At 67.1% G+C, this 24,506-nt stretch carries 27 protein-coding genes and 1 tRNA gene; 19 read left to right on the plus strand and 9 right to left on the minus strand.

Annotated elements, in window-relative coordinates; translation table 11 throughout:
* Nucleotides 1-84 precede the first annotated feature (84 nt).
* Together ACWZHB_RS23700 and ACWZHB_RS23705 are read left to right on the plus strand one after the other, a co-directional pair.
* Nucleotides 85-954 carry an SGNH/GDSL hydrolase family protein gene (locus ACWZHB_RS23700; protein ID WP_427904029.1) on the plus strand — a complete coding sequence of 290 codons (870 nt, stop codon included), beginning with the start codon at nucleotides 85-87 and terminating at the stop codon, nucleotides 952-954.
* Between the two features lie 62 nt (nucleotides 955-1,016).
* Nucleotides 1,017-2,237, plus strand: a complete 1,221-nt coding sequence (locus ACWZHB_RS23705) for an acetyl-CoA C-acetyltransferase (protein WP_427904030.1) — start codon at nucleotides 1,017-1,019, stop codon at nucleotides 2,235-2,237.
* Nucleotides 2,238-2,425: 188 nt separating this feature from the next.
* Here the strand turns inward: ACWZHB_RS23705 and ACWZHB_RS23710 are convergent, their stop codons facing one another.
* Both ACWZHB_RS23710 and ACWZHB_RS23715 read right to left on the minus strand, forming a co-directional pair.
* Nucleotides 2,426-3,283 carry a Bax inhibitor-1/YccA family protein gene (locus tag ACWZHB_RS23710; protein ID WP_427904031.1) on the minus strand — a complete coding sequence of 286 codons (858 nt, stop codon included), beginning with the start codon at nucleotides 3,281-3,283 and terminating at the stop codon, nucleotides 2,426-2,428.
* A gap of 141 nt (nucleotides 3,284-3,424) precedes the next feature.
* The gene (locus tag ACWZHB_RS23715) at nucleotides 3,425-4,573 is read right to left on the minus strand and encodes a class I SAM-dependent methyltransferase (protein WP_427904032.1); all 1,149 of its coding nucleotides are present in this window, start codon (nucleotides 4,571-4,573) and stop codon (nucleotides 3,425-3,427) included.
* Nucleotides 4,574-4,975: 402 nt separating this feature from the next.
* Between ACWZHB_RS23715 and ACWZHB_RS23720 the strand changes: the two genes are divergently transcribed.
* The 9 genes from ACWZHB_RS23720 (at nucleotide 4,976) to ACWZHB_RS23760 (ending at nucleotide 10,642) form a co-directional block, all read left to right on the plus strand.
* Nucleotides 4,976-5,557, plus strand: coding sequence for an AMIN-like domain-containing (lipo)protein (locus ACWZHB_RS23720; protein ID WP_427904033.1), 582 nt, complete (start codon nucleotides 4,976-4,978; stop codon nucleotides 5,555-5,557).
* Nucleotides 5,558-5,581: 24 nt separating this feature from the next.
* The gene (locus ACWZHB_RS23725) at nucleotides 5,582-6,142 is read left to right on the plus strand and encodes a hypothetical protein (RefSeq protein ID WP_427904034.1); all 561 of its coding nucleotides are present in this window, start codon (nucleotides 5,582-5,584) and stop codon (nucleotides 6,140-6,142) included.
* A gap of 65 nt (nucleotides 6,143-6,207) precedes the next feature.
* The gene (locus ACWZHB_RS23730; RefSeq protein WP_427904035.1) at nucleotides 6,208-6,807 is read left to right on the plus strand and encodes a DUF305 domain-containing protein; all 600 of its coding nucleotides are present in this window, start codon (nucleotides 6,208-6,210) and stop codon (nucleotides 6,805-6,807) included.
* 156 nt (nucleotides 6,808-6,963) lie between these two features.
* The gene (locus ACWZHB_RS23735) at nucleotides 6,964-7,503 is read left to right on the plus strand and encodes a hypothetical protein (RefSeq protein WP_427904036.1); all 540 of its coding nucleotides are present in this window, start codon (nucleotides 6,964-6,966) and stop codon (nucleotides 7,501-7,503) included.
* Between the two features lie 81 nt (nucleotides 7,504-7,584).
* A complete protein-coding gene (locus ACWZHB_RS23740; RefSeq protein ID WP_427904037.1) occupies nucleotides 7,585-8,892 on the plus strand; it encodes a serine hydrolase domain-containing protein in 1,308 nt (435 codons plus the stop codon).
* A gap of 107 nt (nucleotides 8,893-8,999) precedes the next feature.
* The gene (locus tag ACWZHB_RS23745; protein ID WP_427904038.1) at nucleotides 9,000-9,731 is read left to right on the plus strand and encodes a GntR family transcriptional regulator; all 732 of its coding nucleotides are present in this window, start codon (nucleotides 9,000-9,002) and stop codon (nucleotides 9,729-9,731) included.
* Nucleotides 9,732-9,817: 86 nt separating this feature from the next.
* Complete coding sequence (locus tag ACWZHB_RS23750; protein WP_427904039.1) at nucleotides 9,818-10,090, plus strand: hypothetical protein; 273 nt, start codon at nucleotides 9,818-9,820, stop codon at nucleotides 10,088-10,090.
* 148 nt (nucleotides 10,091-10,238) lie between these two features.
* On the plus strand, nucleotides 10,239-10,394 hold the full coding sequence (locus ACWZHB_RS23755) for a DUF6131 family protein (RefSeq protein WP_427904040.1): 156 nt from the start codon (nucleotides 10,239-10,241) through the stop codon (nucleotides 10,392-10,394).
* Between the two features lie 35 nt (nucleotides 10,395-10,429).
* Nucleotides 10,430-10,642, plus strand: coding sequence for a hypothetical protein (locus ACWZHB_RS23760; protein ID WP_427904041.1), 213 nt, complete (start codon nucleotides 10,430-10,432; stop codon nucleotides 10,640-10,642).
* A gap of 123 nt (nucleotides 10,643-10,765) precedes the next feature.
* Here the strand turns inward: ACWZHB_RS23760 and ACWZHB_RS23765 are convergent, their stop codons facing one another.
* Nucleotides 10,766-11,212: an SRPBCC family protein gene (locus tag ACWZHB_RS23765; protein WP_427904042.1), complete on the minus strand. Its 447-nt coding sequence runs from the start codon at nucleotides 11,210-11,212 to the stop codon at nucleotides 10,766-10,768.
* A gap of 164 nt (nucleotides 11,213-11,376) precedes the next feature.
* On the opposite strand from ACWZHB_RS23765, the gene ACWZHB_RS23770 reads away from it, so the two are divergent.
* The 3 genes from ACWZHB_RS23770 to ACWZHB_RS23780 all read left to right on the plus strand — a co-directional run bounded on the left by ACWZHB_RS23770 (nucleotide 11,377) and on the right by ACWZHB_RS23780 (nucleotide 14,620).
* Nucleotides 11,377-12,864, plus strand: a complete 1,488-nt coding sequence (locus ACWZHB_RS23770) for a peptide MFS transporter (RefSeq protein WP_427904043.1) — start codon at nucleotides 11,377-11,379, stop codon at nucleotides 12,862-12,864.
* A gap of 54 nt (nucleotides 12,865-12,918) precedes the next feature.
* On the plus strand, nucleotides 12,919-14,430 hold the full coding sequence (locus tag ACWZHB_RS23775) for an APC family permease (RefSeq protein ID WP_427904044.1): 1,512 nt from the start codon (nucleotides 12,919-12,921) through the stop codon (nucleotides 14,428-14,430).
* Between the two features lie 116 nt (nucleotides 14,431-14,546).
* Nucleotides 14,547-14,620 (plus strand) — tRNA-Leu (locus ACWZHB_RS23780).
* 39 nt (nucleotides 14,621-14,659) lie between these two features.
* On the opposite strand, the gene ACWZHB_RS23785 is transcribed toward ACWZHB_RS23780, so the two are convergent.
* Nucleotides 14,660-15,367 carry a histidine phosphatase family protein gene (locus ACWZHB_RS23785; RefSeq protein WP_427904045.1) on the minus strand — a complete coding sequence of 236 codons (708 nt, stop codon included), beginning with the start codon at nucleotides 15,365-15,367 and terminating at the stop codon, nucleotides 14,660-14,662.
* Between the two features lie 229 nt (nucleotides 15,368-15,596).
* Nucleotides 15,597-16,349 (minus strand): IclR family transcriptional regulator, encoded by a 753-nt coding sequence (locus ACWZHB_RS23790; protein ID WP_427904046.1) that lies wholly within the window; start codon nucleotides 16,347-16,349, stop codon nucleotides 15,597-15,599.
* Between the two features lie 125 nt (nucleotides 16,350-16,474).
* Between ACWZHB_RS23790 and ACWZHB_RS23795 the strand changes: the two genes are divergently transcribed.
* From ACWZHB_RS23795 to ACWZHB_RS23805, 3 genes are all read left to right on the plus strand, one after another.
* Nucleotides 16,475-17,290: an SDR family NAD(P)-dependent oxidoreductase gene (locus tag ACWZHB_RS23795; RefSeq protein ID WP_427904047.1), complete on the plus strand. Its 816-nt coding sequence runs from the start codon at nucleotides 16,475-16,477 to the stop codon at nucleotides 17,288-17,290.
* Nucleotides 17,291-17,319: 29 nt separating this feature from the next.
* Nucleotides 17,320-18,234, plus strand: coding sequence for an NAD-dependent epimerase/dehydratase family protein (locus ACWZHB_RS23800; RefSeq protein WP_427904048.1), 915 nt, complete (start codon nucleotides 17,320-17,322; stop codon nucleotides 18,232-18,234).
* Nucleotides 18,235-18,357: 123 nt separating this feature from the next.
* Entirely contained in the window at nucleotides 18,358-18,906 is a 549-nt protein-coding gene (locus ACWZHB_RS23805) for a carboxymuconolactone decarboxylase family protein (protein WP_427904049.1), read from the plus strand.
* A 49-nt stretch (nucleotides 18,907-18,955) separates the two neighbouring features.
* Here the strand turns inward: ACWZHB_RS23805 and ACWZHB_RS23810 are convergent, their stop codons facing one another.
* The 3 genes from ACWZHB_RS23810 to ACWZHB_RS23820 are packed head-to-tail and all read right to left on the minus strand — an operon-like array spanning nucleotide 18,956 to nucleotide 22,083.
* Nucleotides 18,956-20,176 (minus strand): acyl-CoA dehydrogenase family protein, encoded by a 1,221-nt coding sequence (locus ACWZHB_RS23810; protein ID WP_427904050.1) that lies wholly within the window; start codon nucleotides 20,174-20,176, stop codon nucleotides 18,956-18,958.
* A 52-nt stretch (nucleotides 20,177-20,228) separates the two neighbouring features.
* Complete coding sequence (locus tag ACWZHB_RS23815) at nucleotides 20,229-20,807, minus strand: TetR/AcrR family transcriptional regulator (RefSeq protein WP_427904051.1); 579 nt, start codon at nucleotides 20,805-20,807, stop codon at nucleotides 20,229-20,231.
* 43 nt (nucleotides 20,808-20,850) lie between these two features.
* Nucleotides 20,851-22,083, minus strand: coding sequence for a cytochrome P450 (locus tag ACWZHB_RS23820; RefSeq protein WP_427904052.1), 1,233 nt, complete (start codon nucleotides 22,081-22,083; stop codon nucleotides 20,851-20,853).
* Nucleotides 22,084-22,179: 96 nt separating this feature from the next.
* On the opposite strand from ACWZHB_RS23820, the gene ACWZHB_RS23825 reads away from it, so the two are divergent.
* Complete coding sequence (locus tag ACWZHB_RS23825) at nucleotides 22,180-22,446, plus strand: YdeI/OmpD-associated family protein (protein WP_427904053.1); 267 nt, start codon at nucleotides 22,180-22,182, stop codon at nucleotides 22,444-22,446.
* 26 nt (nucleotides 22,447-22,472) lie between these two features.
* Entirely contained in the window at nucleotides 22,473-23,492 is a 1,020-nt protein-coding gene (locus ACWZHB_RS23830; RefSeq protein WP_427904054.1) for a hypothetical protein, read from the plus strand.
* A 52-nt stretch (nucleotides 23,493-23,544) separates the two neighbouring features.
* Here ACWZHB_RS23830 and ACWZHB_RS23835 read toward each other — a convergent pair whose 3' ends face one another.
* Nucleotides 23,545-24,504 (minus strand): Ppx/GppA phosphatase family protein, encoded by a 960-nt coding sequence (locus ACWZHB_RS23835; protein ID WP_427904055.1) that lies wholly within the window; start codon nucleotides 24,502-24,504, stop codon nucleotides 23,545-23,547.
* Nucleotides 24,505-24,506 lie beyond the last annotated feature (2 nt).

Raw genomic sequence — 24,506 nt, forward strand, 5'->3', positions numbered from 1 at the left:
AACCCCCGGCCGCGTGCGGACCGGTGCGGCACCCGGGTCCGGCCACCGGCCCGGAGAGGCGGATCAGTCGTAGAATTTTTGAATGTGAGCGCACCTCGAATCAGCTGGCGGACCGCGGTCGTTACCGGAGCGACGACGGTGCTCGCCGGATCGAGCGCCGGAACGGTCTCCTGGGCGACGTATCGATTGCTGATGACCCAAGCCGGTGCGGCGCGCGCCGTGATCGGTCGCGACACCTCCAAGCCGCCCGAGGCCGACGGCGTGTACGCGCCAGGGGCGACCGTTCCCGAGCCGTGGCGCAAGACGACGCCGGTCGACCTGCACTTGATGATCTTCGGCGATTCCACCGCGGCCGGGCTCGGTTGCCTCGGCGCCACCGATGTCCCCGGCGTGCGGCTGGCCCGCGGGCTCGCCGAGGCCACCGGCATGCGAATCCGATTGAGCACCAAGGCGATCTCGGGTGCCACATCGAAGGGCCTGGCCGGACAGGTCGACGCGATGTTCGTCGCGGGCCCGCCGCCGGACGCCGCGGTGATCCTGGTCGGCGCCAACGACATCACCAAGAAGCACTCCATCCGGGCCTCGGCGCGCAGGCTCGCGGCGGCCGTCTCGCGGCTGCGTGAGGCCGACGCATTGGTCGTGGTCGGCACCTGCCCGAACCTCGGCACCGTCACCGCGATCCAGCAGCCGCTGCGCACGATCGTCGCGAACTGGAGCGTGCGGCTGGCCAAGGCGCAGACGGTCGCGACCACCATCGCGGGCGGCATCGCGGTGCCGATGGGCTCGCCACTTGTCGCCTCGGAGTTCCGGGCATCGCCCGAGATCCTGTTCGCCACCGACGGATTCCACCCATCCGCGGCGGGCTACGAATTGGCGGCAGCGCAGCTGCTTCCGGTGTTGATCGCGCAGGTGCGCGACCGCCCTGCCCTTCCGGTCGCGCAACTGGAGACGTAGATTCGAAGGATGACCGGCAGCTAAACAGCCGTTCACGTCGAACAATGCGAAAAGGAGTCCTCATGCCCGAGGCCGTCATCGTCAGCACCGCCCGTTCCCCCATCGGCCGTGCCGTCAAGGGTTCACTGGCGGGAATGCGCCCGGACGACCTGACCACGCAGATGGTTCGTGCCGCGCTGGCCAAGGTGCCTTCGCTGGATCCGACGCAGATCGACGACATCATCCTTGGCACCGGCTCCCCCGCCGGCGAGGGCGGCTTCGGCATGGGCCGCATGATCGCCATCGAGCTCGGCCTCGATGTCGTCCCCGGCACCACCGTGCAGCGCTACTGTGCGTCGTCGGTGCAGACCACCCGGATGGCCTTCCACGCGATCAAGGCAGGCGAGGGTGACGTATTCATCTCCGCCGGCGTGGAGACCGTGTCGCGCTACGCCCGTGGCTCGGCCGACAGCTCGCCCGACACCCGGAACACCATCTTCGACGAGGCCGTCGCCCGTACCGCCAAGGCCGCCGAAGGTGGCGCGGGCGTGTGGCACGACCCGCGTCAGGACGGTCTGCTCCCCGACGCCTACATCGCGATGGGCCAGACCGCCGAGAACGTCGCGTCGCTGACCGGCATCTCGCGCGAAGACCAGGACCACTGGGGCGTGCGCTCGCAGAACCGTGCCGAAGCGGCCATCAAGGCCGGCTTCTTCGAGCGGGAGATCACCCCGGTGACGCTGCCCGACGGCACCATCGTGAGCAAGGACGACGGCCCGCGCGCCGGCGTCACCTACGAGGCGGTCAGCCAGCTCAAGCCGGTGTTCCGTCCCGACGGCACCGTCACCGCCGGTAACTGCTGCGCGCTCAACGACGGCGCCGCGGCGCTGGTCATCATGAGCGACACCAAGGCCAAGGAGCTGGGCCTGACCCCGCTGGCCCGCATCGTGTCGACCGGTGTCTCGGGCCTGTCGCCCGAGATCATGGGCCTCGGCCCGGTCGAGGCCGTCAAGCGCGCGCTGGCGATCGCGGGCAAGTCGGTCTCCGACATCGACCTGTTCGAGATCAACGAGGCCTTCGCCGTGCAGGTGCTCGGCTCGGCGCGTGAGCTGAAGATCGACGAGGACAAGCTCAACGTCTCGGGCGGCGCGATCGCGCTGGGTCACCCGTTCGGCATGACCGGTGCGCGCATCACCACTACCCTGCTGAACAACCTGCAGACCTACGACAAGCAGTTCGGCGTGGAGACCATGTGCGTCGGCGGCGGCCAGGGCATGGCACTGGTCATCGAGCGCCTCAGCTGAGATAGGCTCCTCCGCCTCTCCGCGACTTATGGCCAGACTCGGGTGCCGCGAGACATCTGTGGCGGCCAGACTCCGGAGGCGGCCAGGTTAGCTGGTACCCGGTGAGTTACCCATGTACTCGCTGGACATAGTCGAGCGGCTCCCCACAGTTCGTAGGGAGCCGCTCGATTTGTTTTTGTGCTTCTGGATCAATCCCGCTGGAAGTAGCTCAGCAGGCGGAGGATCTCGATGTAGAGCCAGACCAGGGTGATGGTGAGGCCGAGGGCGACGCCCCAGGCGGCCTTCTCGGGGGCCTGGGCGCGGATCAGCTGGTCGGCGGCGTCGAAGTCCAGCAGGAAGCTGAACGCGGCGATGGCGATGCAGACCAGGCTGAACACGATCGCCAGCGGGCCGCCGTCGCGCAGGCCGAAGCCGCCGTCGGTGAAGAAGCTCGCGATCAGGTTGCCGACCATCAGCACCAGCACGCCGACCATGGCGCCGATCAGCATGCGGGTGAAGCGCGGGGTCACGCGGATGGCGCCGGTCTTGTAGACGACGAGCATGCCCGCGAACACGCCGAACGTGCCGAGCACCGCCTGGCCGATCAGGGCGCTACCGCCGACACCGCCGAAGGTGACGTCGGTGAACATCAGCGACAGCGCGCCGAGGAACAGGCCTTCGAAGGCCGCGTAGGACAGCACGATGGCGGGGTTGTCCATCTTGCGGCCGAAGGTCGCGATCAGGACCAGCACCAGGCCGATGATGCCGCCGCCGATGACGAACAGCGGCGCCAGCGACGGGTTCGCCGTCGACAGCGCGTAGGAGGCGATCGCCGAGACGGTGAGCACCGCGAGGGTGATGCCCGTCTTGGTGACCACGTCGTCGATGGTCATCGCACGGGTGGCGGGGGCCTGCTGGAATTGCTGGCCGTACTGCTGCCCGTACTCGCCGTACTGCTGGTTACCGACCTGACCCGCGCCGGCTACGCCCGAACCGAAGTTCGCGTAACCGCCGACACCCTCCTGGCGGGGAAGGTTCTTGAACACCGGATTCGATGAGGTACGCACCGTGCGCCTTTCTTGTAGCTACAAAAAGCTCCAACTGCCCTGTTCAACGCGCCACGATCGGACAAAGTTCCCAGCGATCCGGTTTTTGGACCGCACCACCGCCCGTTCGGACAATTCGGACTCTACCGCTTTCGGGTCGCCCTATCGTTGTACGTCGCGCAGACCACGAACGGACCGCGTGACCGTGAACTTCTGGTTCCGCCCGATCACATCGGTGCGGCCAACCATCCGCTCCACCACGCCGCGATAGTTCAGGTGCGAGTTGTACACGGTCCACAGCTCGCCGCCAGGCCGGAGCACCCGCCCGGTCTCGACGAACATCTTGATCGCCGAGCCGGTGTGCACGGCCGCCCCGACGTGGAACGGCGGATTGCACAGCACCAGGTCAGCGCTGTTGTCGGCGGCCGAGGACATGGCGTCGTCGCGCACCACCGTCACCCGGTCGGCCACGCCGTTGGCTTCGGCGGTAGCCCTGGCCGAGGCCACCGCGGCAGCGGACTGGTCGGTGCCTACCACCCTGATGTGCGGGCGCGATTTGGCCAGCGCGACCGCGAGAATGCCGGTGCCACAACCGAGATCGACGGCGTCGCGCGCGTCGGGCTTCATCCGGTCCATGTGTTCGAGCAGGAAGCGGGTGCCGATGTCGAGGCGCGATCCCGAGAACGCCGCACCGAACGCGACGACATCGCCGTCGATCTCGATCACGTGTTCACGCACCGGAAATCGCGATTCCCCCACCGGCAGCGGTTCGCTGACCATGAGCACGCGCGACTTCTGCCTGCCCCGGCCCGCACGGACCCGCGCGAAGGATTCGGCGAGCACCTCGTTCATGGCGGGCGTGAGGTATTTGTCGCGACCGCCCGCGAACACCACCACGTCGCCGGCGGCGTAGCGGGCGATGGCCTCGGCGATCTCGGCGACACCCGAGAGCATCCGCGGCAATCGCATCAGGACCACGCGCGCGCCGGTGAGCAGGTCAGCGTCGAGGGCGTGGGTGGTGTAGCGATCGGTGAGCCCGAGGGTCTTGGCATTGGCCGCGAGGGCCGATTCGCCGGTGATTAGGTCCTGGTGCACGCGCAGCCCGGCGAGACCGCGCCGCGCGGCGACGCCGAGGGTGAGCGCGCCGTACGCGTCGCCGATCACCGCAACCTCGCCGCTACCCGCGGTCGCGAGGGTGTCCGCGGCGGTGTCGAGGATCAGCCGGTCGGCGGCGTCGACGGCATAGAGGTTCGGCGCTTCCACATCCGGGTACCGGCGTAGTCGATCGAATACGTCCTCAACACTGTCCACCCGGCAAGTGTGCTAGATCGTTGCCCCACCGTCACATCCGGGCCCGGTATCGGCGGCTCGGGTCGCTCACAACGGGGGGTCGTGGGATGTATTCCGCTGAACAATAACGGGTCTCATCGATTTGCGACGTCCTTGCAGATCGCCTCGAATTCGCGGAATCGACGAATCCCGTTGTTCCCCAATGCTTTGGTCGCGGCCCGCGATTCCCGCGCGTCACGTCCGATCATCGCAGGTGGCGCTAACTTCCGATCTGGTACGCGTTCACCGAAAATCCGGGCTGCGACCTGCGCGCATCGACCGGAACAGCTCCCATTTCCGAGCCGCCAGCAAACTTTCCGTAGCCCGAACACACCCCGCCTTCCTGCGCCCACCACACCATCGTCCGTGCGTACCATCAGCCTCATGCGCAACGCCCTCGTGTTCGTGCTGATCGCCGCGGCTGCGGTTTCGATGTCCGGCTGCGGCACCGACGACGCACCGGCCACGGCGCCGCCGGCAACGACGAGCACCACCAGCACCTTCGCCGACGCCACCGGCGAGGTACCCACCGACGCGGGCCCGAAGTCCGGCGCGGCTTCGCCGGGTGCGGCGCTGACGGTGAGCGATATCCGGATCGGCCATCAGCCGGGCTTCGACCGGGTGGTCTTCGCGCTCGGCGGCACAGGCTCTCCCGGGTGGCAGGTGTCCTACACCGATCGCGCGGTGCAGGACGGCAGCGGCAAAACCGTCGACGTGGCGGGCCGAGCGATCCTCGAGGTGCGCATCCTCGGCTCCGCGTACCCGTTCGACTCGGTCGTCCCCCCGTTCGCGGGGCCGGATCCGGTGACCGATCCGAGCGCACCGGCCATCACCGGCGTCTACAAGAAGCTGGTCTACGAGGGCGTCACCCAGTCGTTCATCGGCATCGACGCCGATCAGCCACCGTTCGCCGTCACAACCTTGGCCGATCCGCCGCGCCTGGTCGTCGACATCGCCACCCAGTGATTCCTACCCCTACCCGGTATCGTGATGGCGATCGCTAGACTGGTCGTCGTGATGGACCAGCATCCGCCCGCGCGCGCACCCGGCATTGCCAGGGCGCTCGCCGTGCTGATGCTGCTGGCCGGAATCGTCGCCATGCACTCCGCGGTCTTCGGCACCGCCCATGCGAGCGACGGTGCGCACGGTCACGATGCGCCGGCCGCCGCGATCGCCCCGTCCGACCACCCGGAACCACCTTCCGCCGCGACCGACAGCCACGACGTGGTTCTCGCGGCAGCGCCGTCCGACCACTCCGCCAAGGGCTCCCCCGCCTTCGCCGGAGCACCGCCCGCCTCGACGCCCATCGCCGCTCCGTCCGACCCGCACACCGGCTGCGGCGCGGCAGGCTGCGATGAGCACGCTGCCGTCCACGGCTGCGTTTTCGTTCTCGTCGCACTCGCCATCGCACTGACCCTGGTCCTGCTCTACCGCCTCGGCGACACCGCCCGAACCGCCCGGCTCGCCTCGAAGGTATGGCGCGGCAGACGGACGCGCCCACCACCGTGGACCGTCCTCACCCTTTCCCAACTGGCGATTCTGCGGATCTGACAGGCGCGGCACAGCTCGTGCCTCGCCAGTGTCGACACCCCACCAGAATCCCCAGGAGGATCACCATGTCCATCAGTCGTATCCACGTTCTCGTCGCCGCGGCCGCCACCGTCTTGTTCGCGGCCGGTTGTAGCGACGACAGCACCACCACCCATCCGACCGAGCACGCCACCTCGACAACGACCAGCGCCACCGCGAGCACCGACTTCAACGACGCCGACGTCAGCTTCCTGCAGATGATGTACCCGCATCACGCACAGGCCGTCGACATGGCGAAGATGGTGCCGAGCCGCACCCAGAACCAGCAGCTCATCGCACTGGCCGCGCAGGTGGAGAAGGCCCAGGCGCCGGAGATGCAGCAGATCACCGACCTGCTCACCGGCTTCGGCAAACCCGCGCCGAGCGCGACGGAAGGCCACGGCGGGCACGACATGCCCGGCATGATGACCGACGCGCAGATGAGCAGCCTGGAAGCCGCGAGCGGCGCCGATTTCGACAAGCAGTGGCTGGAGATGATGATCGCCCATCACGAGGGCGCCGTCGACATGGCTCAGGTCGAACTGAACGGCGGGGTGAACCCGGCATCCAGGCAGCTCGCGACCAAGATCGTGGCTGATCAGGAAGCCGAAATCGCCACCATGCGCGGCATGCTGGGGCAGAACTGATCGAGTGCGGCGCCGGGCCCGGCAGCCCGGCGCCGCGCCGGAAGTTCGTCATCGAAATCGCCACCGTGACCTGACATCACCCGGAACCAGCCAGTACGGTCGATATGTTCGGCTCCGGCCCAACCGGTGCCTGCAATCTCGAGGCAGGAGAGAGAAATGCGAGTACTGGAACGGCTGGGACTCGGGACCGCGATCGCGGCGACCGTGACCGGAGTGATCTTCATCGGCGCCTGCTCCAAGCAGGTGCCGGGCACCGCCGAGGTCAACCAGGGCGAGCTCGCCTCGTATACCTCCGAGGTGGCGGCCTCGTCGGCGGCGGCATCGTCGTCGCGGGCGGCGAAGATCGAGGCGGCCAACGACACCGCGTGCGACGGCCTTCGCTCGGCCAACAAGACCTCGGTCGGCTCGTTCAACGCCTACATCGAGGCCTCCAACGATCAGGCGCCCGATGCCGACGCCAAGGCCACCGAGGCGGTCACCACTCTGCGCAACAGTGCCAAGGATCTGGATCGCCGGATCACCGGCGATGTGATCCCCGATCTGGCCGAGCCGCTGCGCGACTACGTCGCCAAGACCAACATCCTCGCCGACACCCTCGAGCGCAGGGCGGCCACCGACGAACTCAACGGTGTGATCGACACCTTCAACGCGTCCAAGGACATCGCGATCGGGGTGTGCACGCCGTACGGCAGCTGATCGCTCGTAACAAGAACGTGACCGTTCACGATTCCCCTCCCGACACCACTGGAGGGTTACGTGCACTATCCGAAATATGTTGTGGCAGCGACGATTACCGCACTGACCCTACTTTTGGGGGCTTGGCATTCCGGCCCGGCGGATGCCGACCCGGTCACCGCGAAACAGTGCGAGGTCACCACCGGCCGTACCCCGCAGTCCGCGACACCGGCCGAAGCCGCGCTCGACCCCGCCGTGCTCGCCACGGCGATGGCGCGCGCCACCGACGTGACCCGGTTCAATATCCAGCTGTATCGCAACAACTGCCTGATCGCGACCGGCCCACGCAATGCCGAATCCGGCGGGGTGGCGTGGAATCTGTGGAGTGGGACCAAGAGCGTCGTCGCCCTGGTCGCCGGGGCGGCCGTCGACGAGGGACGGCTCCGGATCGACGAGCCGATCGGCCGCTATCTGCCGCCGGGTCTCGGCGACGCCGCGCACCGTGAGATCACCGTGCGCAACCTGCTCACCGAGTCCTCCGGCATGGAGGTCGCCGTTGCCGCCGAGGGCGCGACCGGGCTGGCGCAGCTCGATCCCAATGTCGTCGCGCAGGCACTCGCGATGCCGATCGAGCGCCCGCAGGGCACGATGTTCCGCTACAGCCAGCGCGCGGTCGACCTGCTCGTGTATGTCATCGGGCAGGCAGTCGGCGAAGACTTCCAGGCCTTCGCCCAGCGAAAGCTGTTCGACCCGTTGGGCATCGCCCGCGGCGACTACTACTGGGCCCGCGACCGCGCCGGAAACACCTACGGCCACGCGCATTTGGTGCTGCCGCCGGACGACTTCGCGAAACTCGGTCTGCTCGTAGGTAATCGGGGGCACTGGAACGCTCAGCAGGTGATCTCCGAGGACTACATGCGGGCTGCGGTATCGCCATCGGCGAGCATGCCCTGCTACGGATTCCTGTTCGTGCTCAACGGCGCACCGTGTCGCCTCGAGTTTCCCGGACTGCCCGACGACGCGGTGAAGATGTCGGGCATGCTGCGCAACGACAGCTTCATCGTGCCAAGCCTGGGCCTGGTGCTGAACTGGACCGGTGTCGCGACGGTGGGCGCCTCGACCACTTACACCCACGACGTGCTGCGCACACTCGTCTCGGCGTTCCGCGACCAGCAGATCCCCGATCCCGGTCCGTATCGGGAACGTCCCGACGTGAGCGTGACCGACCCGATGATCGCCCGGCCCGACGCCTTCTTCGGCACCCTCGGCGTCGGCCCGTACGCCTACCCCGGCTGCAACTTCCTCGACTGCCTCGGCGAGACGCCGAAGGCCCCGTTCGCTGATTCGCCGCCGGGATGCGTCATCCTGGGATGCATCGGCACCGACCCACGTACGCCGGGCATCCGCTGAGGCGTGGCAGATCTCTGGGCTCCGAGGCGCCGGTCGCGTACTCTCGAATCAACCGGATAGGACCAGTAGGGACCGGTCGGCCTACCAGGAAAAAGGAGCCACTGGCGATGCCCGCACCGCTGCGCGACAGCGCAGTGCCCAAACACGAACAGCTACGCGCGATTCTGCTGCAGAAGTGCACGCGCGAGCTACAGCCCGGCGATCTGCTGACCAGCGAACGAAACCTGATGCAGGACTACGGCGTCAGCCGGATCACGGTGCGCGAGGCCGTCGGTCAGCTGGTCAACGAAGGGTATCTGGTCCGGGTTCGCGGCAAAGGCACCTTCGTCGCGCACCGGCCCGTGCAATCGCGGTTGCACCTGGCCTCGTTCACCGAGGAGATGCGCGCGCTCGGCCACCATCCGACCACCCTGGTGCTCGTCGCCGAGGAAGCGATCGCGCCCGAGGCCACCGCCCGCGCGCTGCGCCTGCCCCAGGGCGTGCTCGCCTATCACGTGCGCCGATTGCGGCTGGCCGACGAGGATCCGATCAGCGTCGACGATGCCTGGTTCAATCCCGAACTCGTCCCCGGCCTGATCTCACACGACCTCACCAGTTCGATCTACCGGACCACCGCCGATCGCTACGGCAGGCCGATCGAACGAGCCGTGCAGACGGTCGACGCCCAGGCCGCGGAGGCCGGTGTCGCGGCCCTGCTCGGGGTCAAGAAGGGCGGTCCCGTACTGCACTTCGACCGCGTCTCGTTCAGCGCGGAGCTGCCCATCGAACACACCCAGAGCTGGTACCGCGCCGACCGCTATCGCGTGCAGATGGAAGTGGGTCAGCGGCCGCAGGCCTAGCGGAACCAAGCCGATCTGGTGTGAAATCAACATGTTTCAGTTACCGTCTGGGGGCTATCACAGCGAAGCTCTCGGAGGTATCACCCATGTCCATCCGTCAATCCACCGCCGCCAGGGCAGGCCTGCTGGCCGTGCTCGCCGCGGGAACCCTGCTCGGCACCGCGGGCACCGCGAACGCGATCGGCGGCGCCGACTGGGACCTGTTCCCCTCGGGTTCGGTCCAGATCGGTCCGCCCACCGGCAGTTCGATGGGCTCGGTCGACGCGGGCAGCGGCACCGGCTCGTTCGACGCCGACCTCGGCTCCAGCGCGCCCCCGCCCTCGTCGGGCTCGGCCGTGCTGCCGATCTTCGCCCGCTGACCCGTCCCTGAGCCGCCGTGCTCGACCACGGCGGCTCAGACCCATCCTCTGCGGCACAACCTGTTTCGGATCGGGAAAACCGGGCATGCGGCCAGTGTGGATGCCTACCGGTATTCCACAGTCCCGACACCGAACAAGGTGAGCTCTGATGATTCTTCTCGGCGCAGTTCTTCTCATAGCCGGACTCGTATTCGGCATATCCCTTCTCAGCACGGTGGGGGTCATCCTCCTAGTGGTCGGCCTCGTGCTGGCCTTGATCGGCAGCACCGGGCGCGCTGTCGGCGGCCGTCGGCACTACTACTGATCATGCGCAGAATCCGTCGAACTAGAGGAAAAGCCATGTCAGGCAGTAGCTCTCGCATCATTTCGATCGTCGTGCTGGTGTGGTTACTGATCGGCATCCTGGCCGCGGGCCAACGCGGCTATTACACCGAACGCGACCAGAATTGCGCGACCCTCGGCACCATCGCGGTGACGATAATCGCGGGCCCATTGAACTACGTGGGCGCCAATCCGAAGGTCGACAACTGCGACCTACCCCAGCCGAGCTGATGGATCCGCCGTGGCCGAGCTGTTGGGCCACGGCGTCAATCCGGCTGACGCGGCCAGTGCTTGCTGCGACCGGGAATTCCATTCAGCTGATTTCGGCGCGAAATCCTCGGCATTTCGATCGAGTCATTCATTCTGCGAACGTGCCCGGATCAAATCGGCCAACCGATCCAGGGATTCCTGATTGCGAGCCGCGAAGAGCAGATCCTGGGCCACCCCGGGAATCAGCTGCGCGGGTCCGCGGGCAGCGCGCTCGACCATCCGGATCGTCGTGTGTCCCGGAGATTGTTCCACCAGCGTGAGCGTGATCCACGCCGAGCCGACCGACCACAGCCGCGCCTCCAATTCGAGCCGGTGCGGCGGCTCGATCGCGCGCACCTCGGTGGTATCGCTGATCAGGACCGGCCACAGCCCGAAGCGGTAGTGGATGCGGCTGCCGACGGCGGGCCAGTCCGGGTCGACCTTGCCGATGTGGGAGGCACCGACCACCCAGCTCGCGTAGAGCCAGCCGTCGGCCAGGGTCGCGAACGCCCGGTCGGGCCGCACGGGCACGGTCACCTCGGCTGTCAGCACGTCTGATTTCCTCGTCCGTCGCGGGATCCTCCTCACCCCAGCGTAATTCGTCTCGGCGACCGCCGCCGGACGTGTTCGCACCGGCCCACCGGGCGCGGCACGCCGAAGCCGCGATGATGCGGGAAAATTGCTGTCCACCGTTTCGGCGTGGGATCGTTGCCGTCATGTCCACGGAAGAAACACGGCTCGGCGACCCGCCGGACCCCGCCGACGCGGCGGCCGAACACACCCTGTTCGGTCATCCCATCGGCTTGACCAACCTGTTCGGCGTCGAGCTGTGGGAGCGTTTCTCCTTCTACGGCATGCTCACCATCCTGGGCTACTACCTGTACTACTCCACCGCCGAGGGCGGCCTCGGCATCGCCCAGAGCACCGCGCTCGGCATCGTCGGCGCGTACGGCGGCCTCGTCTACCTGTCCACCGTGCTCGGCGGCTGGATTGCCGACCGGGTGCTGGGGATGGAGCGGACGGTCTTCTACGGCGGTGTCGTGGTCGTGGCCGGACATCTCGCGCTGGCGGTATTGCCTGGGCTGGCCGGCGTCGGCGTCGGCCTCGTGCTCGTCGCGCTGGGTAGCGGCGGGTTGAAGGCGAACGCGTCGTCGTTGCTCGGCACCCTCTACGCCCCGACGGACGCGCGGGTCGACGGTGGCTTCACGCTGTTCTATCTCGGCATCAATATCGGCGCGTTCTGCGGCCCGCTGCTCACCGGCCTGTTGCAGCGCGAGTGGGGTTTCCATGTCGGCTTCGGGGCCGCGGCGATCGGCATGGCGCTCGGCCTGGCCCAGTACGTGATCTTCCGCCGCAATCTCGGAACCCACGGGCGCGAGGTGCCCAATCCCATCACCCGCCGCGAACTCACCCCGATACTGATCGGGGTCGCGGTCGCCGCGGTCGTGGTGCTGGTCGCCGTGCTGACGAAGCTGGTCACCCTCGAGAATCTCTCCGATGTCACCACCGGCGTCATCGTGGTCGCCTCGATCGTCTACTTCGCGGTGATGCTGCGCAGCGCCAAGGTGACCCAGGTCGAGCGGACCAGGGTTGTCGCGTTCATTCCGTTGTTCCTCGCCAACGCGGTGTTCTGGTCGCTGTTCCAGCAGATGTTCACCATGCTCGCGGTGTATTCCGACGAGCGCGTCGACTGGCGGATCTTCGGCTGGGAGGCCCCCGCCAGCTGGATCGGTTCGGTCGAACCGGTGTGGATCATCGCGCTCTCGCCGCTGTTCGCGCTGATGTGGACCAAGCTCGGCAATCGCGCGCCGAGCACGCCGATCAAGTTCGCGCTCGGCGTGATCGGCATGGGCATCGCGTTCTGGTTGTTCGCGCTGCTCAGCGGGTTCGACGGCAAGACAGTGCCGGTCCTCGCGGTCTTCGTGATCCTGGGCGGCTTCGCCGTCTCGGAGCTGTTGCTCTCGCCCATCGGACTCGCGGTGACCACACATCTCGCGCCCGCCGCGTTCCGCTCGCAGATGATGGCGCTGTATTTCTTCTCCGTCGGTATCGGCACGTCGATGGCGGGCACGCTGGCCCGCTTCTACAGCCCAGACAGCGAGACCGCCTACTTCGGGTTCAGCGGTGGCGCCGCCATCGTGGCCGGTCTCGTCGTCGTCGCGTGTGCGCCCTGGATCAAGCGTCGTATGCAGGGCGTGCACTGACCTGATTTCCGGGTAATCCCCGATTACGATTTTCGCAGCAGAAGGAGAAATACCGTGCCGACACCGCAGGACGCTCCAGGGGTGGGCCGATCGCCCAGCCGAGGCAGCGGGTTGTTCCGCACCAAATCCGTCGAGCAGTCGATTCTCGATACCGATGATCCCGATTCCAAACTCCGCAAAGATCTGACAGCCTGGGATCTCACGATCTTCGGTGTGGCCGTTGTCGTCGGCGCGGGCATCTTCACGTTGACCGCACGCACCGCGGGCAATATCGCGGGGCCGTCGGTATCGCTGGCATTCGTTTTCGCGGCCATCGCCTGTGGTCTCACCGCGGTCTGTTATGCGGAATTCGCATCGACCGTGCCCGTCGCCGGTAGTGCGTACACCTATTCCTATGCCACCTTCGGTGAATTGGTGGCGTGGATCATCGGCTGGGATCTGATCCTGGAATTCGCGCTCGCCGCGTCGGTGGTCGCGAAGGGCTGGTCGCAGTATCTCGGCACGGTATTCGGATTCGATTCCGCCACTGTGCAATTCGGGTCGATCACGTTCGACTGGGGCGCGGTGCTGTTGCTCGCGGTGCTCGGTGTGCTGCTCGCCGTCGGCACCAAGGTGTCCTCGCGGGTGTCGGCGGTCGCGGTGGCGATCAAGCTGGCCGTCATCGCGCTGGTGCTCGTGCTCGGCATCACCTACTTCAAGGCCTCCAACCTGAGCCCGTACATCCCGCCGTCGCAGCCTGCCGAGGAAAGCGCCAGCGGGCTGCACCAGACGCTGTTCCAGTTCGTCACCGGTGCGGGTGACACCAGCTTCGGCTGGTACGGCCTGCTCGCCGCGGCGAGCATCGTGTTCTTCGCGTTCATCGGTTTCGACGTCGTGGCGACCGCCGCCGAGGAGACCAAGAACCCGCAGAAGGCGGTGCCGCGCGGCATCCTCGGTTCACTGCTGATCGTCACCGTGCTCTACGTGGCGGTGACGCTGGTGCTCACCGGCATGGTGCCCTACACCGATCTGGCGGGCGAGAACGCCACGCTGGCAACGGCATTCGAGATCCACGGCGTGGACTGGGCCAAGAACGTCATCTCCATCGGCGCCCTGGCCGGCCTCACCACCGTGGTGATGGTGCTGTTCCTCGGACAGACCCGCGTGCTGTTCGCGATGTCGCGCGACGGCCTGCTGCCCCGCTGGCTCGCCCACACCGGCAAGCGCGGCACGCCGGTGCGCCTGACCGTGATCGTCGGCGTGGTCTGCTGCGTGCTGGCCGGTTTCGTCGATTTCGGCACGCTGGAAGAAATGGTCAACATCGGCACGCTGTTCGCCTTCGTGCTGGTGTCGGTCGGCGTCCTCATCCTGCGCCGCACCCGCCCCGACCTGCCCCGAGGCTTCCGCGTCCCCCTGGTTCCGCTGATCCCCATCCTGGCCGTCGGGTCCTGCCTGTGGCTGATGGTGAACCTCTCGGTGGAAACCTGGCTGCGCTTCGTGATCTGGATGGCCCTCGGCTTCGCCGTCTACTTCGCCTATGGCCGCCGCCACTCGATCCTCGGCAAAAAGGCCGCGAGTGGCGACTGACCAGCCCCTTCGATGACATGATCGGTCCCGGCGTGGTCCGTTCCGACACGCCGGGCCGACCTTGTCGACCAACAGGATTCCGGTACACCCGTACGATTCGCTACGCTATCCGGGACGCCCCTATAGCCCAATTGGCAGAGGCAGCGGACTTAAAATCCGCACAGTCAGGGTTCGAGTCCCTGTGGGGGCACATATTGCGTCGGTGACATCCGGGGCGCGGGAGGGTGGGTCAGCCCAGGTCCGGGTGGCCGACCCACTCGACAATCGTCCAGCCCTTCTGCGGGCTGCCCTTCAGAACGACGCGGCCGCCGTTGCGCATCGGATCGGTGCCGAGTTTGTTCTTGTCGGCGTTGTCGGCGTTCATCATCGACCAGAACATGATGGTGCCGCCGTGCGAGAAGATCACCGGGCTGGCGCAGCCGCGGCGCTGCACATCGAGCAGTGCCTGATCGACGCGGCCGTCGAACTCGTTGCCGTCGATGGAGCCTGGGATCCGGGCGTTCAGGTCGCCGGAGAGCCACTTGATCGGCGCCTGTAGGTACCCGGACAGCGCCTCGGCCTCCGGGGTGCCCTCGTACTGGCCTGCCTCGATCTCCCGGAAACCGGGCTGAATGTCGAGGCTCAGGTCCTGCTTGGCGACGGTCGGTGCCGCGGTCTGCTCGGTACGCACCATGTTGGACGCGAAGGCGCAGTCGTAGTTCTTGTCGGCCAGCTGGATGGCCAGATTGTCTGCCTGTGTCCGGCCGCGTGCGGTCAGGTCGGGTCCGGGCACCTTGGTGTCGACCAGGCCGGAGGTGTTACCGAGCGACTCGGCATGGCGCACCAGGGTGATGACCATCTCGCCGCTGCTGCCGGAGCTGCTGCCGGAGCTGCCGAGGTCGATATCGGCGGACGCGACGCCGGTGGTAGCGGTGGTGGCCGCGACCGCGGCCGCCATGACCGCAATGGACAATCTAAAAGATCGGATTCGCATGGGTGGAAATGCCTTTCATCGTGGCGAACGCCAATTCAGGTATGCCGAAGAACCGGAATTCGGAGTGTCGCGTCTCACACAGAAGCAGCTATTCGCCCGAAACAAATGCCGGGTTTCCCATTCATCGGGATCTTTCGCGCACTTGACCGCGCGCCGGCGGATCATGGCTGAACTGGCTGCTGGGAGAACGTGGCTACGCGCCCACCCGGTTGTGCCGATACCGGGGAGAGCGGGCCGCCCGCGTGCCCTGCCGGGGAGCGTGCACCCGGTGCCAGATGTCGGCTGCCGCGGTCTGCACCGCCAGCCTCAGCTGCTTGTCGGGGCCGATCTTGGTGGCCGAACCGAAAACCGAGACGGCGGCGGCGCCTTCGTGGTCTATCTGCCCGATCGGGGCGGCGGCGCAGCTGAAGCCCTTCATGCACTGCTCGCGCCCGAAGGCGATGCGGGATTCACGCACACGCTGGATGTCCGGCGAGCCGACGCGGGCTGACCCGTCGACAGCCAGCAACGCTTTCCCGATCGTCGACGAATGCGCGGGGATGCGGCTACCCACTCGTGACCTGATGCTGGGAACGAGTTCCCCACCGACTTTCTCGAGGTACACCACATCGGCGCCGTCGAGTACGCCCAGGTGCACGATGCATCCTGTCGTCTGATGCAACCAGCGCAGGCTGGGCAGCGCGGCCCGGCGTAGCGAGTTCTGCTGGGCGGCTGTCGCCCCCAGTTCGATCATGCGCATGCCCAGCTGGTAGTTCATGTGGTCACGGTGTACCCACTGGAGCGCGACCAGTTGCTCCAGCATGCGGTGCACAGAGGATCGTGGCAGTCCGGTGGCGGCGACGATCTGCGACAGGTTGAGACAGTCCGCGCCATCGAACGCGTCGAGGATCAGTGCGGCTCGCTGCAGAACTCCGGTCGGTGCGTCGCCGGAACTGTGTGGTCGCATCCGGGCTCCTTCGGTTCGCGAGAATTCCCGTCATGGGTAGCACATCGCGCTCACGCGCCGACGAGTTCTTCCACCTGCCGGGATAATGGCTGTCGGCCCGCTGGCGGACATTCTGTAATCGGTCCATGCCCCATCTCATGCCCTTCACTCCCGGCGCCATGCTGGCCGGTCGGCGCGCGGTCGTCACCGGTGGCGGCGCGGCTATCGGTGCCGCGATCGCACGGGCGTTCGCCGCGCACGGCGCCGACGTTCTTGTCGCAGATCTCGAACCGAACGGTTCGCTCGAGTTCGACAGCTCGGCAGGCGGCTCGATCACAGCGCTCGAGTGGGACGTGCGGGCGACGACGTGCCCACCCGAAATCGTCGAGCACCGTCCCGATGTCCTGGTCAACAATGTCGGTCACTACCTACGGCCGCCGCACACGTTCGCCACCAACGCGCCTTCGTTGTGGGACGACCTGCACGAGATCAACTTCGCCCATGTCCTGCGTCTGACGCAGGAGTTGCTGCCGGGCATGATCGAGCGGCGAGGCGGCTCGATCATCAACCTCACCACCGTGGAGGCCCACCGGGCGATTCCCGGCCACACCGTGTACTCCGCGTACAAGGCGGCGCTGACCCAGTTCACCCGGTCGCTGGCCGCGGAGGTCGGCCCCTCCGGTATCCGGGTCAACGCGATCGCTCCGGACCTCATCGAATCGGTGCAGGTGCCCTACGCGACGCTCATCCCAGAGGAGGACCGGCCGCTGTGGCCGAACTGGTCGCCGCTCGGCGGCCCCGGGCAGCCCGACGATGTCGCCGGGGTCGCGCTCTTTCTCGCCTCCGATCTGTCCCGCTTCGTCACCGGCGGCACCGTCCACGTCGACGGGGGCACCCACGCCGCCGGCGGCTGGGTGCCGCGCGGTTCCGGCGGCTGGACCAACCGCCCCCGCAATCCCTGACCCGCGAAACCACCGAAAGGCACCTCACCATGAAGATTCTGATCATCGGCGGCACGGGCATGATCGGCGCGCACGCCGCGCTCCACCTGCGTGCGCAAGGCGACGACGTCACCGTGGCGGCTCGAAGTTCGGTACCCGACGATTCGCCGGTCGCCGACTTTCCGCTCCTGACGGGCGATTACACCGTGCCCTCGTTCACCCGTGCGCAACTGTCGGGGTTCGACGGCATCGTCTTCGCCGCCGGGCAGGACGTACGGCACAAGAAGTCCGAGGACGAAGACCGAACGTTCTGGGAGAACACCCAGAGCGTCGGCGTGCCACGCTTCGCCGCGCTCGCCAAGGAGGCTGGCGTTGGCCGCTTCGTGCAGGTCGGGAGCTATTACCACCAGCTGCGACCAGACCTCGCGGCCGGCAACCCCTACATCACGGCTCGGCAAGCGGCCGACGAAGGCGCCCGTGCGCTCGCGGACGAATCGTTCACCGTCTCCACCCTCAATCCGCCGTCGATCATCGGTGCGGTGCCGGGCGCGTCAGCCCGGCGCTATCGGCGGATGATCTCCTGGGCGGCCGGAAACGAGCCGGACATCCCCGACTTCGCCCCGATCGGTGGAACCAACTTCATGTCCGCCGCGTCGCTCGCGCAGGCCATCTCGGGTGCCCTGCGCAACGCGACACCGGGCACCGCGTATCTCGTCGGCGACCAGAACCTTTCCTACCGGGAGTTCTTCCAGATGGTCGTCGACGCCGCGGGCGGCAAGCGTGTGATCACCGAACGCGACGAGGAACACCCCCTGCTTCCGGACGGCGCCATCATCCAAGGCCGCGGCAAAACGCTGGCCTACGAACCCGACGCGGACGAGACGCGGCTGCTGGGTTACGCCCGCGCCGACTGCACGCGGGCGGTCACCGCGCTCGTTGATGTGGTCGTCGCCGCCTCGCACTGAAACCGTCCCCCGAACGGACTGTGATCCGACCCATCATTCAGGGGCTGCCGAGCCCTGGGGTTTCGCTGTCTCCCGGCGTAGGTTCCTAGATAAGCGAACCGTCGACACGAAGAGGTGTTTTCGATGCGGGTGGCCAAGCGAATTCGGGCGTACGCCAAGGTTATCGGGCAGGCTCGGCGGAATCGGGGTGACCTGGCGGGGTGGCTCGGGCGGCGGCCGCAGATCGGGGTGGCGACCGTGGCTTATGAGACGGCGTTATTGTTCAGCAACCGGCTCGATCCTCGGCTCAAAGAGTTGGCTGAGCTGAAGACGGCGGGGCTGGTGGCCTGTCAGTTCTGTCTCGATATCGCTTCGGCGCTGGCGCATACGTCCGGGTTGACCGAGAAGCAGCTCACCGATCTGCACTGGTATCAGACCAGTGACGCATATACCGAGCTGGAGAAGTTGGTGATCGCGTTCGCGGAGGCGATGACGGTTACTCCGGCGGTCGATATCGACGAATTGCGCGAAACCCTGCTCACCCATCTGTCGAAGGCGCAGCTGGCCGAGTTGGCGGCGAGTATCGCGTGGGAGAACCAGCGGGCCCGGCTCAACCAAGGTCTCGGTGTGCAGCCGACCGGGATGGCCGATGGGCTGGCGTGCGCGATGCCGGAACCACGGCGGGCCCAGTAAAAGGACGCGTTCTCCGGGAGTGTGCGCGGCTCCCGGAGAATCTGGCGTATTACCCGGCGATCAGGCCCTTGGCGATGTGGGTGACCTGGATTTCGTTGCTACCGGCGTAGATCATCAGTGACTTGGCGTCGCGGGCGAGTTGTTCGACCTTGTACTCGGCCATGTACCCGTTGCCGCCGAACAGCTGCACAGCCTCCATCGCGACCTCGGTGGCGGCGCGGGAGGAGTACAGCTTCATCGCCGAGGCCTCGGCGAGGGTTACCTTGTCGCCCGCGGCGGTGCGCTCGATGGCGTTGAACACCATGTTCTGCACATTGATTCGCGCGATCTCCATCTCGGCCAGCTTGAGCTGGATGAGCTGGAACTGCGCGATCTCCTTGCCCCACAGCTTGCGGGACTTGGCGTAATCGACGCAGAGGCGGTGACATTCGTTGATGATGCCGAGCGCCAGCGAGGCGATGCCGATGCGTTCGGCCGCGAAAGACTCCTTGGCACTGTCCTTTCCGTCGCCCTTGGCCGGGTTCTCGGTTTCGCCGAGCAACCGGTCGGGGGTGATGCGGACGTTCTCGAAGAACAGTTCGCCGGTGGGCGAGGAGTTCATGCCCATCTTCTTGAACGGGGGGCTCTGCGCGAAACCGGGCATGCCCTTGTCCAGCACGAACGTCAGCACCTTGCGATCGCGGCGGTCGGTGCCGTCCTCTTCGTCCAGCTTGGCGTAGACGACGGTCACGTCGGCATACGGGCCGTTGGTGATGAAGGTCTTGCGGCCGTTGAGGATGTAGTCCTCGCCGTCACGGCGGACGTAGGACTTCATGCCGCCGAACGCGTCCGAGCCCGAATCGGGTTCGGTGATCGCCCAGGCGCCGACCTTCGCCATGGTGACCAGCTCCGGCAGCCAGCGCTTCTTCTGCGCGAGGGTGCCGCGGCTGCGGATGGTGCCCACGGCGAGACCGAGGCTCACCCCCATCGACGCCACCAGACCGAGGCTCACACCGGCGAGCTCGCTGTTGAGGACGACACCCATGCTGCCCGCGCCGCTGAAGCCCGGCTTACCCGAGCCGGCGGTACCAGCCTCTTCGCGGGCGAGCGCCTTCTCGAGCCCTTCGCGCGCCATCTCGTCGAGCCCGAAGGTGGCGTACAGCTTGCGGATGATGTCGAACGGCGGCAGCGCCCCGCTCTCCAGCTGGTCGACGTGCGGGGTGACCTCCTTGGCGATGAAGCCGCGCACAGCGTCGCGGAACATCAGGTCTTCGTCTGACCACTGGTACATATCTGGACTCCCGAGGGATCGCCGGAACTTTCCCTCGAATATAGAACACGTTCTAGTTCGGTGCGACGAAGGTCCGGGTGACGACCGGCGCGACGAACTCTTCGAGCATGGCGCGTTCGTCGGCGGCGTCACGGCCGGGCGCCGAGAGCAGCGAGACGATGATGCGCGTGAGCCAGCGGGCCAGGCGGCTGCGCTCCGGGTCGGTGAGGTCCGTGGGCGCGAAGATGGTCGCGGCCATGGATTCGATGACGTCGGAGTCCTGGCTGATGCGGCCCGCCGTGCCGGAGTCGGCAGGGCGGAACCAGGCGATGAGCAGGGGGTTGGCGCGAACCTCCTCGACCGCGCCGAGCATCGCGGCGATGATCCGTTCACCCGGGTCGGTGATGTCGCGAAACCGCTCGTCGAGCTGGGCGACGATGCGACGGGTCTCGCGGTGCACGAACGCGAGACGCACCGCGTGCCGGTTGTCGAAGTAGCGGTACAGGGTGGCGCGAGAACACCCGGCGGCCTTGGCGATCTCGGCCATCCCGACCGCGGCCACCCCGTGTTCGGCGAACAGTTCGGCGGCCGCGTCGATGATGCGTTCGGCGGCCAGGTCGGCCCGGTCGGTGGCCAGCCAGTCACCGCTCATACTGTTCCCTCTCGACATGCCGCGTGGTGACGCGAGCTACCGCTCATGCCGCGCGGAACGGCACCGAGACGGGCCAGCGCACGTAATTGCCCTGCGACCATTGCACCGCATCGAGGTCCACGGTGAAATCCGGGCACCGGGAGAGCAGTTCCTCGAGCGCCACCCGCGCCTGCATGCGGGCGGCGGCCGCACCGAGGCAGTGGTGGTGTCCGTGGCTGAAGGTGAGGATGCGCTTGGGGTTACGGCGAATGTCGAGTTCGGCCGCGGTGGCACCGAATTCGCGCTCGTCGCGGTTGGCGGAGCCGTAGAGCAGCAGCACACGGCGGCCGGCCGGGATGGTGGTGTCGTGCAGTTCGACGTCGCGGGTGGTGGTGCGGGCCAGCCCCTGCACCGGGGAGGTCATCCGCAGGAACTCCTCGATGGAATCCGGGATGAGCGACGGGTCGTCGGCGAGCTGTCTGCGCTGGTCAGGGTTGGCGGTGAGGAGCTGAACCGCGCCGCCCAGATTGCCGGTGGTGGTGTCGTTGCCGCCGGTGATCATCGTGAACGCGAAGCCGAGAATCGCGATCAGGCCGTCGTTGTCGCCCTCGGCGCCGAGGCCGGAGGCCAGCAGGTGCGAGATGGTGTCGTCGCCCGGCTCCACGCGACGGCGGGCGATCAGTTCGGTGAAGTAGCCGACCAGTTCGCCGACAGCCGCGAAGGCGTTCTGGTCGCCCGCGGCGATCCCGGCGCCCGCGACGGCGCCACCGACGATGTTCTCGGTCCACTCGTCGAATTTGCCGTGATCGTGTTCGGGAACCCCGAGGTAGTGCGCTACCACCATGGTGGGCAGTGGCTTCAACAGCTCTTTGACGATATCGCCGCCACCCGCCGCGCGCAGTCGCTCGATGCGTTCGACGACGAACCTGCGCACTGCGGGCTCGACCGAATTCACTTGGCGCGGAGTGAATCCCGGCGACACTCGGCGGCGGAAATCGGTGTGCTCCGGCGGGTCCATGAAGACGAACGGCCGGACGCCACCGAACCCGGCCGCGGCCAGGTCGACGTAGTCGACGGTCAAACCAGAGGCCGAGGAGAAGGTCTCGGGGTCGCGGGCGGCCGCCCACACATCGGGGTGCCGGGACAGCACGTAGAAGTCATCGGATTCCCGCCCGTCGGGGATTACCCGATGGACCGGATCATGCTCGCGCAGTGCGGAATACATGGACCAGGGATCGCGCCAAGTGTCTCCGGAGCGAAGTTCGAACCGCACCGAATGAGACGTCGTTGTACTCATGACTCTATGGTGAGACACATGTGGTTGTTTGTCTAGTTTCGCCGCGGATCTTCCCGGTAACCGCAGGTCGAGCAACATGCGCGCTACCGTGGACTGATGAGCAGTCGACAAGTCTCCGGTGGTGTGGTGCACGAGTTGCCGACGGATCTGCGTGCGGCACTGCTCGCGAACTCGGCGGCGCTCACCGCCTGGCAGGACATCACCCCGCTGGCCCGCAACGAATTCATCTGCTGGGTCGAGGACGCGAAACAGGACGCGACCCGTGCACGGCGGATTCGGCGCACCCAGGAGGAGCTGGAAGAAGGTCAGCGACGCCCGTGCTGCTGGCCTGGCTGCAAGCATCGCGAGCGCACCGGCAGCTGAGCGGACCCGCCTGCCACCATCGAGGCATGGATTCCGGGGAGGATTTCGGCAGCTGGGGAGCCGCGTTCATCTGGGCACTGCTCGCTTGGACGATCGGCGCGCCACTGTGGTTGTGGACCGGCGAGGACGCCTGGCTGATAATCCTGGTACTCCCCGGCATCGGCCTCACCGGCGTCGGCCGTGGCGTCGTGTGGGTGGCGCTGGCCACCCTGTCCAGTCGCGGAACCCTCGTCGCCGGATGGTTTTTCGTGTCGGTCGCCGTCGCGGACGCGGTGGCGATCTCGGTGTGGAAGCTGTCGCCGTCGGGGTGGACGTGGCCGGTCGCCGCTATGGGGGCGCTCGTTCTCGGCGCGGTGACCTATCTCGCGGTCGCCTCGGAGGTGGCAGGCGGCTGGCTGTTCGAGCACGGTGCCGCGCTGCAGCGCGTTGAAGCGGAGATCGCCTGGACGACAGCACATCCGGATGAGACATCGGGCGTCGATCGGTCGTCGATGTACGGCTCGCGGTCCACGCTCGGGCTCCGGCTACCACCGTTCGCGTTCGGGGCCTACCAGCTCAACAACAAGCTCGGCGGCTATCACGCCAGGATGGCACGTCGGTACTGGATCAGCGCCGAGACCGACATGGCTTTGCTGCACGCGGCGGAATCGTCGGCGGCGTACCGCGAGATGGTCAGCGGGCCGCTGGGGTACGCGAAGATGGTCGACTTGGCGCAGTCGCTCTACGAGGAGGCGTTCTACCTCGACCAACTCCAGCGCAGGCGCGAAGCCGTCGACGTTCGGACCGAGGAGATCGACGTGCGCCGTCAGCTCGTCCGCCGCTTCGACAAGCGGTTTCCGAAGCTGGTCGCGAAAGCCACCCGGCCGCGGGCGAAAACCGAGACGAAGCAGAAGGTGGTGGCGGTCCAGTTGTTCGGGCAGGGGTTGACGGCGTCGCTCGTCACCACGCTGACCACCCAGGCCACCGGACTGACGGCATTGGAGCGGACGGCCGAGGCGGCCGAGCTTCGCGCCGAAGCCGAGGCGCTCGCGGCCGCCGACCTCTGACACGGTGCGCCCGCGCCGGGGGCTGCGGCGTCGTCGACCGACGAGAACGACGTCAGGCCGCGGTGTTCACGATCGACATGGCGATGCCGTCGAGAATGTCGTGTTCGCTGACGATGAGTTCGGAAACTCCCGCACGGCTGGACAATTCGTCGGCGAGGACTTCGGTGATCACCGCGCCGCCGCCGATCACGTCGACGCGGCCGGGGTGCATCGGGCCGAGGGCTGCGCGTTCGTCGTGGTTCATGGCGATCAGGCGGTCGCAGACCTGGTGGACCTCGGCGAGGCTGAGGCGGGTCAGATGTACCCGCGCGGAGTCGTATTCGGGGAGGTCGAGGGCTACGGCGGTGATGGTGGTCATCGTGCCTGCCACGCCGACCCAGGTGTGGACCTTGTCCACGGGGACCTTCTCGAATGCCTCGTCGAGTTTCTGCTGGGCGAATTCTCTTGCGGCAGCGACCTGATCGGCGGTCGGTGGGTTGCCTGCCAGACAGCGTTCGGTGATGCGGACGCAGCCGATGTCGGCGGAATGGGCCGCCTGGACGCCGTTTTCGTCGCCGACGACCAGTTCGGTCGAGCCGCCGCCGAGGTCGACGACCACGAAAGGCCCTGCGTCAGCGGACAATTCGCCGACGGCACCGGCGAACGACAGCCGGGCTTCTTCGTCGCCGGTGATCACCTCGGCGACCGCATCCGGCACTGCACGACCGAGTTCGGTGCCGGTCATCGAGAAGAAGTCGTCGCGATTGGCGGCGTCGCGGGTGGCGGAGGTGGCGACCATGCGGACGCGCGAAACACCCTGCGCCACCATCACATCGACGTAATCGGCCAGCGCCAGGCGCGTGCGTTCGATGGCTTCGGGCGCGAGACGGCCGGTGGCGTCCACACCCTGACCGAGCCGCACGATGCGCATCTCCCGGTGCACGTCGGTGAGCGAGCCGTCGGCGCCCACCTCGGCGATCAGCAGGCGGATCGAGTTGGTGCCGCAGTCCACTGCGGCGATGCGCTCACTCATGG

Source organism: Nocardia sp. FBN12, assembly GCF_054031145.1.

Coding starts and splice junctions, on each gene's coding strand:
- ACWZHB_RS23735 (WP_427904036.1), top strand. CDS start 6,964: ATGCGAGTACTGGAACGGCTGGGACTCGGGACCGCGATCGCGGCGACC.
- ACWZHB_RS23800 (WP_427904048.1), top strand. CDS start 17,320: ATGAAGATTCTGATCATCGGCGGCACGGGCATGATCGGCGCGCACGCC.
- ACWZHB_RS23830 (WP_427904054.1), top strand. CDS start 22,473: ATGGATTCCGGGGAGGATTTCGGCAGCTGGGGAGCCGCGTTCATCTGG.
- ACWZHB_RS23730 (WP_427904035.1), top strand. CDS start 6,208: ATGTCCATCAGTCGTATCCACGTTCTCGTCGCCGCGGCCGCCACCGTC.
- ACWZHB_RS23750 (WP_427904039.1), top strand. CDS start 9,818: ATGTCCATCCGTCAATCCACCGCCGCCAGGGCAGGCCTGCTGGCCGTG.
- ACWZHB_RS23815 (WP_427904051.1), bottom strand. CDS start 20,807: ATGAGCGGTGACTGGCTGGCCACCGACCGGGCCGACCTGGCCGCCGAA.
- ACWZHB_RS23795 (WP_427904047.1), top strand. CDS start 16,475: ATGCCCCATCTCATGCCCTTCACTCCCGGCGCCATGCTGGCCGGTCGG.
- ACWZHB_RS23705 (WP_427904030.1), top strand. CDS start 1,017: ATGCCCGAGGCCGTCATCGTCAGCACCGCCCGTTCCCCCATCGGCCGT.
- ACWZHB_RS23810 (WP_427904050.1), bottom strand. CDS start 20,176: ATGTACCAGTGGTCAGACGAAGACCTGATGTTCCGCGACGCTGTGCGC.
- ACWZHB_RS23790 (WP_427904046.1), bottom strand. CDS start 16,349: ATGCGACCACACAGTTCCGGCGACGCACCGACCGGAGTTCTGCAGCGA.
- ACWZHB_RS23825 (WP_427904053.1), top strand. CDS start 22,180: ATGAGCAGTCGACAAGTCTCCGGTGGTGTGGTGCACGAGTTGCCGACG.
- ACWZHB_RS23755 (WP_427904040.1), top strand. CDS start 10,239: ATGATTCTTCTCGGCGCAGTTCTTCTCATAGCCGGACTCGTATTCGGC.
- ACWZHB_RS23785 (WP_427904045.1), bottom strand. CDS start 15,367: ATGGCGGCCGCGGTCGCGGCCACCACCGCTACCACCGGCGTCGCGTCC.
- ACWZHB_RS23835 (WP_427904055.1), bottom strand. CDS start 24,504: ATGAGTGAGCGCATCGCCGCAGTGGACTGCGGCACCAACTCGATCCGC.
- ACWZHB_RS23745 (WP_427904038.1), top strand. CDS start 9,000: ATGCCCGCACCGCTGCGCGACAGCGCAGTGCCCAAACACGAACAGCTA.
- ACWZHB_RS23720 (WP_427904033.1), top strand. CDS start 4,976: ATGCGCAACGCCCTCGTGTTCGTGCTGATCGCCGCGGCTGCGGTTTCG.
- ACWZHB_RS23805 (WP_427904049.1), top strand. CDS start 18,358: ATGCGGGTGGCCAAGCGAATTCGGGCGTACGCCAAGGTTATCGGGCAG.
- ACWZHB_RS23725 (WP_427904034.1), top strand. CDS start 5,582: ATGGCGATCGCTAGACTGGTCGTCGTGATGGACCAGCATCCGCCCGCG.
- ACWZHB_RS23760 (WP_427904041.1), top strand. CDS start 10,430: ATGTCAGGCAGTAGCTCTCGCATCATTTCGATCGTCGTGCTGGTGTGG.
- ACWZHB_RS23820 (WP_427904052.1), bottom strand. CDS start 22,083: ATGAGTACAACGACGTCTCATTCGGTGCGGTTCGAACTTCGCTCCGGA.
- ACWZHB_RS23770 (WP_427904043.1), top strand. CDS start 11,377: ATGTCCACGGAAGAAACACGGCTCGGCGACCCGCCGGACCCCGCCGAC.